The following is a 7,828-nucleotide window of genomic DNA, read 5'->3' on the forward strand; positions in this document are numbered from 1 at the left end:
CGTCCCACGAGCGTATTGAACGAATGCGACAAGCCCCCGGCACTCGCCACGGTCGAGCGAGCGAGCATCCGTCAGAAGAAGTGGGCCAGTCCTTCGGGTGCGGCATCCCGGGCCTGGGCGAAGTACTCGGCGAGAATCGACTTCGAAGCACGTGAGTACCTTCCTGGCGTCATCCCCAGGTGGCGACGCCACTGTCGAATCTGATGGGCCTGGTCGCTGAAGCCCTGGAGCGGGTCTCCCTTCCCCGTCTGGGCCGCGTGGAGACTGGATTGAATCCGGTCGAGCCCGAGCAGTTGCTTGGGCGTGTGCCCCGCGTACAGGCTGAACCAGCGCTCGAGCTGCCGTCTGGACACAGACACCTCTCTCGCGGCCTCGTCCACGCGCGAAGTCCGCAGCAGGGTCGTCCAGGCATGCCCCAACTGGCTCACACCGACGAAGGCACGGTTCGCGGACAAGCGTCGCAGCAGCCAGTCATCGAGGCGCGCGGCGACACGACGTGGAGCCCACGCGGCGGCGAGGTCATCGCAGAGCCGCCGCGCGGCGCCATCCCCCAGGACACCACCGAGCTCCAGCATGTCGTCGCGGCTGTCCTTCCCCAAGGCGGGAAAGAGACGCGCGAGCCCCGGTGGTCGCAGCATCACCATCACGAAGGAGCAGCCCTCTCCGGAGCTCCAGTTCCGGGGATGACTCTGGATGCCCAGCAGCGAGGCGCGGGGCGCTCCCGCGGCGAACTCACTCGCACAGGGCCGACCGAAGTTGAGCGTCAGCACGGCGCCCGCGTGAGGCGTCGTCCGGATGGGCTTGCCCTCGTACGAACCCTCCAGGTCCTCGATGAACCAGTACCCCATCACCAGGGGAGAGAGCGCGGCATGCGGAGGAAGGGCCAGGAACGCCATGACGAAGCCGTTCCATCCTGACACCTCATGGGGTCCGACCGCACCCAAGAACGCGCCCGTCGACGGACTCCAAATACAGACAAGCCCGCGAAAATCCCCACCCTCGGCTCAACGCCATGCGGGCCACCGGAAAGGTCTTTCGCGACCCGTGCGCTACAAGCCCCCTGAGTCATCGCCTTGACGGCGCTGTTCGGACTCGCTGTAGAATCCCAGCATCAGGCTCCGCGAGTCGACGCGAGCTTTATTGGGGGAAAACACATGGGACTCAGGCAAGCGCTCGAGAAGCTCAATGCGGCGGTCGATGACCTCGTGACGCTGGAGGTCATCACCTACACAGGCCAGGTCAAACACGTCATCCAGAACGACAGCAAAGGCAATCCTGCCATCAATTGGGACAGCCTGACGCAGAGCGCGCTGCCCAAGACAGTCAACGGCGTAACGACAGAAGCAGTCATCAAGCTGGTCGCGGCGACTCAAATCAAGTTCGACGGAGACACGAAGCTCTTCCAGACGGATGAGCAGGACATTCCCCGGCTTCAGGAGCTGCTGGACGTGCACCGCAAGTCCGTGGAGACCAGCCTCGCTGCCCGGAAGGCCGTCGTGGACTTCTTCGCCGACACCCTCAAGGAGATTGTCTCCAAGACCTGAGCCCCCGGCCGAGCTCCCACATGCCGCCTCCATCGACGACACAGGGTCATGTCGCGGCCCTGTTCAATGGCCCCCGCAGACTCTCCGCGGCGCAGGGCGTGCCGCTGAGAGCCGGTGGGGAAGAGCCCCTCGCGAACGCATTGAACCTGGAAGAGAACCTCCAGATTCTGGAGCAGCGAACGGGGCTCGTCCCGCTCTCCGCCCTGACGCCCTCGTCGCAGGGAGCCAACTACGAGCGGTACCAGCTCGTGGTGCGCGCCGTCCGTCTGCGCCTGAGCCACCTCGGCTACGCCGTGGGAGACCCCACGAGCGACAAGATGAATGCGGAGCTCCTCAAGGGGCTCAACGTCTTTCGCAGGGACATCGGGCTGGAGGCGAGTGGCGCCACCATCGAGCAGGCCACGTGGGATGCGCTCCAGGAGTTCGTCACGCTGGAGGACCCGCTCCAGATCGACAAGTGGTACCCCGTCGGTGGAACGGCGCGTCCCGTGCTCGTGCGCGCCGTCCAGCTTCGCCTGACGACGCTGGGCCTGCGCCCCAACGTCCCTGTCGACCCGAGCGACACGAACAACCTGCGCATCCAGCTCGCCCGTTTCCGCGCCGTCGCCGCAGAGCTGGGACTCATCCCCTCCAGCAACATCTCCGAACGACAGGCCATGGAGCTGGTGCTGTCTCACGATGCCCTCGTGGACAAGGTGGCGAAGGCCGCCCCTCCCGTGCGTCAGGCGCTGGAGGGACTGGCACTGTCCGAACAGAACCTCTCCGCCGCACGGCGTCTTCTCCTGCGACTCGCGCGCAACGAGCTGTGGCTGAACGGCTATCCCCTGGGCGACATTCGAGAGCCCATCACCCAGCAGAAGATGCTCAAGGCGCTGGACCTCTACTGGCGAAACAATCCGAAGAGGCCCCTCACCGTGGCCGCCATGGAGAGCGCCACCCACCAGGTCACCCCGGAGCTGTTCGAGGACTTCGCACGCCAGCAGCGCGAAGAGGATGTCTCTCGCGACGACATCCTCGGCTTCGTCCGGGCCAACGAAGCCGAGCTCCAGGACTACTGGACGAGCGAGGTCGACAACTCGGACTTCTTTCTCTGGGACGGCATCAAGCGCACCTTCAAATGGCTGAAGCGGCAGGTCGTGCGACTCGGACAGTCCCTGTCGACCATCTTCGAGGCCGTCGGTGACTTCGTCAGGACCCTGGCGCGCAATGTCTTTCGCTCACTCTTCCGCGTCGCCAACGAGGTGCTCGGCGCGGTGAGCCGGGCCGCCACGGCCTTCGTGGACGGCATCGGCATCTTCCTGGGCGGAGAGCTGCTCCCCCCTGCCCCACGGCTGAACATGGGCTGCCGGCTCAACATGGACTGCGACACCGTCCTGCTCATCGACCAGGAGGCTCCGTTGGAGGAGGCGCGAAGCCTCTTGCGGCGCCTGGAGCGGGTGACGGCCGCGCTGGGGCTGGCGGGGGCCGTCCTGTCACTGGTCATCCGACTGGTCGCAAGCGCGGCCACGGGCGTCATCGGGTGGATCACCTTGATTGCCAGCCTGGTGCATTCGGCGCCCGAAATCATCGCCAAGGTCTCGGCGCTCGCGGCGCTGGGCTGAGCCCTCTCACTGAAAGAACCCAGGAGGAAACATGGTGCGTTTTCAGGTCAAGCGGCAGGTGAACATCGACGCTTCTCGCGGAGCCAGGCTGCGCGAGGCCCTCGACATCCTCGAGCGCATCGTGAACTCCCAGTCGTTCCGTCGCCGGGTCCTGGAGCACTCCGCCTACACCTGGAACGAAGGACTCACGAACGAGCAGATTCTCAACCGGCTCATCTGGGGGCAACCCACGCCGCCGCTGGGTGCCCTCGCCGTGCCGCGACTCGTCTTCTTCGACTACGAGCTCGTGCAGCGGCCCATCTGGAAGAAGCTGTCATCCGTTCGCGGGTGGCGCATTCCGGAAACCAACGACGTCTATACCTACGTGGACGCCTTCGACTCGATGAGCCCTTCGGAGCTGGCCTCGCATCTCGGACATGAGGTCGTTGGCCATCTCGCCGGTGAGTTCGACCATCCCTCGCGGAAGGGCCCCGAACGAGACGCATCGGTGCCCTACGTCATCGACGACTTCATCGAGGAGCTCGCGGAGAAGCTGCCGCTCGACGAAGCCGCCTAGCGCCCCGTCGACTCAAGCCAGTTCGGACCGGGCGGCCTCGACGCGGAGCTCGCCGTCCTCGTTCTCCGCCCCGTACCGCAGCGACTCCCACGCGAGCATCACCTGCTTGCGCGCGGGTCCCCAGCGGTAGTCCCCGAAGACGCCCGTCTTGCGCAGCACGCGGTGGCAGGGAATCAGCAACGCCACGGAGTTGCCTCCCACCGCCGTGCCCACCGCGCGCACCGCCTTCGGCTTGCCGATGGCCCGGGCAAGGTCCTCGTACGTCGCCACCTCTCCCGGCGCCACGCGCAGCAGCGCCTGCCACACCTGCACCTGGAATGGCGTTCCCTTCACCAGCACCGACAGCGGTGTGCGCCCACTCGGCGGCGCCTCGGGGAAGATGCGCTCCACCCACGGCGCCGTCTCCCGAATGGACTCCACGAAGGTCGCCTTCGGCCACTGTGCTCGCAGCTCCGCCAGCGCCTGCGCTTCCGACGCCCCCGTGAGGAAGTGCAGTCCGCAGATGCCCCGCTCACACACGGCAATCAGGCACTCTCCGAAGGGCGACACATGCACTCCGTGGTGCACCGTGAGCCCCTCGCCCCCGAGCTTGAACTCCCCCGGCGTCATCGCCGTCAGCGTGACGAAGAGCTCGTGCAGTCGCCCACCTCCCGACAGTCCCACGGCGAACGACGTGTCGAGCACGCTGCGCCGCTCGGCCAGCAGCCGACGCGCCGAGCTGAGGGTGTGCACCTGGAGGAAGCGCTTCGGGCTGATGCCCGCCCAGCGGGTGAAGAGGCGCTGGAAGTGGAAGGGGCTGAGCCCCACGTGCGCCGCGACGTCGTCCAGGGACGGCTGCTCGCGGGCATGCGCATCGAGATAGAGAATCGCCTGCTCGATTCGGGCGTAGTCGCTGGTCGCCATGTCCCGGCTCCTGGTTGAAAGGTGTGTCCTCCCCTCGGTATGGCCCCCGGACCCCGCTCCTTCAACCCGGTTCTTGCGCCCTCTCGGAACGCCACGGGCCGCAAGGACCGGGTCGCTCGCCTGGAGGCAGGGGCCTACGCTGCCACCCATCAGCCCCCACCCGGAGCCTCGCATGCGCCTCTACGACTACGCGCCTTCCGCCAACGGCTACAAGCTGCGCCTCCTCTTGTCCTGGCTCGACAGGCCCTACGAGCTGGTCCCCGTGGACATCTTCGCGGGCGAGAGCCGCACGGAGGACTTCCTCCGCCACAAGAACCCGGATGGCCGCATCCCCGTCCTGGAGCCCGAACCGGGGCGCTTCCTCGCCGAATCCAACGCCATCCTCCTCTTCCTCGCCGAGGGCACCCCGCTGCTCCCTCAAGATGCCTTCGAGCGCGCGCAGGTCCACCAGTGGCTCTTCTTCGAGCAGAACGCCGTGGAGCCCAACATCGGCACCGCGCGCTTCTGGAAGCTCACGGGCCGAGCCCCTCGCCACCCGGAGACCTTCCTCCTGCGCATCGAGGCGGGTCGCAACGCCCTCAAGTCCCTGGAGCGCCACCTCCAGCACCACACCTTCCTCGTGGGCGAGCGCCCCACCGTCGCCGACATCGGCCTGTATGCCTATGCCCACGTCGCCCCTGACGTGGGCCTGGACCTGGGGGACTTCCCCGCCGTGTCCGCGTGGCTCGCGCGAGTGAAGGCCCGCCCCGGCCACATCGGCGCGCTCGCCCCGTACACCGCGAACGCCCACGTCACGAACCCGTGAGAGGGATTCCCGCGCCGTCGTGGAATCCCACGACACCGTGGCGCTGCGAGTGTCACACGCCTCTCACGCCGCGCCCTGGCGAGGTGGGTCGGCTTGACTCGCGTGGGGCGAGCGTTTATCCCTAGCGGCGATGACGTCCCTTCTCGCCATGCGTCGAATGTCGATGACAGGTGGGCTCCCGCCCGCCCGTGTCGGCTGACGTCCATCCGACCCTGGCGAGCCACCGAGCCCACCCACCCCGCGAGGGTCGGTGGGCTTCGTCGTTTCTGGCCCTCCTTCAGCGCCCTCGCTCCACCCCGTAGGAGCCGAGCGAAGCCCGTCACGCCCGAGCTGAACCTCGTTCCCACCCGGACGCCCCCGCGCGCCCGCGACGACACCCGCTTGTCCGGAGTCTCCCTTGGCCTCCCTCCCCTGCGCGCCCACGCCGCGCCTCTTTGAAGTGACCCCGCCGGACCTGACGCTGGAAGCAGGCGCCCGCCTCACTCCCCACCTCGTGCGCGGCTGGTGGTGGGGCCCCGAGGACGACCTGCCCTGGCTCCACGCACGCGCCCGGCTCCTCCCGGACGAAGAAGCCCAGGCCACCTCGCCGCGCGTCGTCCGTCGCACCCTCGCCGAGCAACACCACGCCGTCGAACGCGCACGCCGTCGAAGCACCACCCGCCCCGACGCGCGCGTGCCCACCGTGCTGCTCGTGCACGCGCTCACCGGAGACATGCGCGCGGGAGGCGAAGGCGGCTGGTGGGAGCCCGTCATCGGCCCTGGCCGCGCGTTGGACCCGACGCGCGTGCGGCTGTTGTGCTTCAACAACCTCGGCTCCTGCTACGGCACCACGGGCCCCTCCGACGAAGGCTTCCCCCGCCGCGCGGACGACACGCGCTTCGGCCCCGCGCCCACACTCGCCAAGGGGGACCTCCGACAAGACGAGCAACACCTTCCCGCCACCGTCACGCCGTGGGACCAGGCCCGCAGCATTCTCCTCGCGCTCGACGCGTTGGGCATCCAGGAGGTGGGCCTCGTCACCGGCGGCTCGCTGGGTGGGATGATTGTCCTCTGCCTCGCCGCCCTCGCTCCCGAGCGCTTCGCGCGCATGGCCCCCATCGCCACCGCCGAAGCCGCGTCCTCATGGGTGGTGGGCCTCAACCACGTCGCGCGGCAGGCGCTGCTCCTGGACCCCGGCTTCCCCGAGGCCCCCCACCGCGGCCTCGAGCTGGCACGACAGCTCGCGATGCTCACCTACCGCGCCGAGCCCGGACTCGAAGCCAGTCAGCAGCGTCCACCCACGTGGTCCTCCCGCGCGCTCTACCCCGTGCAGAGCTACCTGGAGCACCAGGGGCGCAAGCTGGAGGCCCGCTTCGACGCGCGCGCCTACCTCGCGCAGTTGGGCGCCATGGACCACCACGACCTCGCCCGTGCGCCGCACGGTGGGCTGGAGCGCATCCGCGCGAGCGCCCTGTGCGTGGGCATCGACAGGGACCAGCTCTTCTTCCCCGAGCACATGGAGGCCCTGGCCCAGCGACTGCGCGCGCTCGGACGCCATGCGGAGCACGCGGAGCTGTCCAGCCTGTACGGCCACGACGGCTTCCTCGTCGAGTGGGAACCCCTCGCGGCCCTGCTCACTCAAGCCCTCGCGCTTCCCTCGGCGCTGGAGCACGGCGGCGCCGCGCTCGCGTCCACCAGCGCCACCCGCCCCGCGACAGCGAGGACGGTGTGACGCCGGGATTCAGCCCACCTTGCGCTGCCCCGGGAGCGGCGGCGGGTCCTGGTGGGACCAGGTGGGCGGCTCCGCCTCGCACGAGAAGGCGCGCAGGCGGCGGTACTCCGGATACGACGCCTGGATGGCCAGGATGTCACCGGGGCGGATGACCTCCTCGCCCACCGGGTGCAGCCGCTCGTGACTGCCGCGAAGCAGCGACAGCGCCAGCCCGCCGAACCTGTCGCGGATGTCGGAGATGGTCAGGCCGGGCAGGCCCTCGCGCGCCTCGAAGTTGGACACCACCATCAGGTGCTTGCCCAGGTGGAACGAGTGGATGATGCGCGGGTCCAGGGCCGCCAGCGCCATGGCGGGCGCGGCGAGCGACGAGCTGGAGAGCGCCTCCGCCTTGAAGGTGTCGCGCACCTTGCCGCTCAGGTCCTCGTCGAACAGCCGGATGACGACGCGGATGTTCGGGTTCATCCTCCGTGCATCCAGCGCGATGTTGAGGTTGGCCAGGTCATCGTCCGTCGCGCAGACGATGGCGGACGCGTCCTTCACGTTGGTGCGCGGCAGGCACAGCGGGCTGCGCGTGTCGTCGATGAGCAGCGGCACGTTCTCGTCCCGCAGGGCTGAGACGAAGGCCGCGTCCTCGCGCTTCTCCACCACCACCACGTCCTTCTCCATCTCCCTCAGCTGCGCCACCACGCGGTAGCCCACCCGCCCCGC

General features: G+C 68.5%; 8 protein-coding genes. 5 read left to right on the top strand and 3 right to left on the bottom strand.

From position 1 onward, the window contains the following. Positions 1–71: 71 nt before the first annotated feature. Complete coding sequence (locus tag FJV41_RS02415; RefSeq protein ID WP_141640746.1) at positions 72–896, bottom strand: helix-turn-helix domain-containing protein; 825 nt, start codon at positions 894–896, stop codon at positions 72–74. Between the two features lie 258 nt (positions 897–1,154). Between FJV41_RS02415 and FJV41_RS02420 the strand changes: the two genes are divergently transcribed. The 3 genes from FJV41_RS02420 to FJV41_RS02430 are packed head-to-tail and all read left to right on the top strand — an operon-like array spanning position 1,155 to position 3,701. After that, complete coding sequence (locus FJV41_RS02420) at positions 1,155–1,544, top strand: hypothetical protein (RefSeq protein ID WP_141640747.1); 390 nt, start codon at positions 1,155–1,157, stop codon at positions 1,542–1,544. Between the two features lie 20 nt (positions 1,545–1,564). Continuing rightward, complete coding sequence (locus FJV41_RS02425) at positions 1,565–3,145, top strand: hypothetical protein (protein ID WP_141640748.1); 1,581 nt, start codon at positions 1,565–1,567, stop codon at positions 3,143–3,145. A 31-nt stretch (positions 3,146–3,176) separates the two neighbouring features. Continuing rightward, positions 3,177–3,701 carry a hypothetical protein gene (locus FJV41_RS02430; protein ID WP_141640749.1) on the top strand — a complete coding sequence of 175 codons (525 nt, stop codon included), beginning with the start codon at positions 3,177–3,179 and terminating at the stop codon, positions 3,699–3,701. Between the two features lie 12 nt (positions 3,702–3,713). On the opposite strand, the gene FJV41_RS02435 is transcribed toward FJV41_RS02430, so the two are convergent. Beyond that, entirely contained in the window at positions 3,714–4,604 is an 891-nt protein-coding gene (locus FJV41_RS02435) for a bifunctional transcriptional activator/DNA repair enzyme AdaA (protein ID WP_141640750.1), read from the bottom strand. Positions 4,605–4,776: 172 nt separating this feature from the next. On the opposite strand from FJV41_RS02435, the gene FJV41_RS02440 reads away from it, so the two are divergent. Further along, positions 4,777–5,409: a glutathione S-transferase family protein gene (locus tag FJV41_RS02440; RefSeq protein ID WP_141640751.1), complete on the top strand. Its 633-nt coding sequence runs from the start codon at positions 4,777–4,779 to the stop codon at positions 5,407–5,409. 397 nt (positions 5,410–5,806) lie between these two features. After that, positions 5,807–7,120 carry an alpha/beta fold hydrolase gene (locus FJV41_RS02445; protein ID WP_141640752.1) on the top strand — a complete coding sequence of 438 codons (1,314 nt, stop codon included), beginning with the start codon at positions 5,807–5,809 and terminating at the stop codon, positions 7,118–7,120. A gap of 9 nt (positions 7,121–7,129) precedes the next feature. Here the strand turns inward: FJV41_RS02445 and FJV41_RS02450 are convergent. Further along, the coding region (locus FJV41_RS02450) for a potassium channel family protein (RefSeq protein ID WP_181790345.1) at positions 7,130–7,828 on the bottom strand (699 nt) is incomplete at its 5' end.

Source organism: Myxococcus llanfairpwllgwyngyllgogerychwyrndrobwllllantysiliogogogochensis (genome assembly GCF_006636215.1).
GTDB lineage: Bacteria > Myxococcota > Myxococcia > Myxococcales > Myxococcaceae > Myxococcus > Myxococcus llanfairpwllgwyngyllgogerychwyrndrobwllllantysiliogogogochensis.